1 pseudogene is annotated in these 672 nt (G+C 60.9%); it reads right to left on the bottom strand.

From position 1 onward, the window contains the following. Positions 1–672 (bottom strand): annotated as a pseudogene (locus tag J5224_RS33185) (urea carboxylase); the annotation flags it as partial.

Genomic DNA, 672 nt, shown 5'->3' with positions numbered 1-672 from the left:
GCCGCGTCGCGCGTTTCGCCCCAGCCAATCACTTTCGCCAGCATCGGGTCAAAATAGGGCGGTATTTCACAGCCGCTCTCAATCCAGGTATCGATACGCAACGCGTTATCCGGCGTGGACGGAAAGGCCACCGCCGTCAGCAACCCCGGACAGGGCTGAAAATCACGACCGGGATCTTCGGCATAGAGGCGTGCCTGAATCGCGTGCCCACGCGGTTGCAGCGTGCGCGCCAAGGTTGCCAGCGGCGGTAAATCGCCCGCCGCCAGTTGTACCATCCAGCGCACCAGATCGACGCCCCAGACCTGCTCTGTCACGCCGTGTTCCACTTGTAAGCGGGTGTTTACCTCGAGGAAATAGAAACGCTGTGCGTCGTTGTCATACACAAACTCCACCGTTCCGGCACTGCGATAATTGACCGCCTGCGCCAGACGAAAGGCAGCCGCGCACAGTTCGGCCTCCATGCCTTCGGGGAGATGGGGTGCGGGCGTTTCCTCCAGCACTTTTTGATTACGCCGTTGAACCGAGCAATCGCGCACGCCCAACGCCAGCACGTCGCCGCATCCATCGCCGAACAACTGCACTTCCAGATGACGCGCGCGCGCAATGTATTTTTCGACAAACACCCCGGCATCGCCGAAGTTGTTCTGCCCAAGACGCCGCACGCTGTCGTAG

It is taken from the genome of Candidatus Symbiopectobacterium sp. NZEC135 (assembly GCF_025962695.1).
Note: the sequence above shows the minus strand (reverse complement) of the source record. Positions and strands in the feature narration are given on the sequence as shown.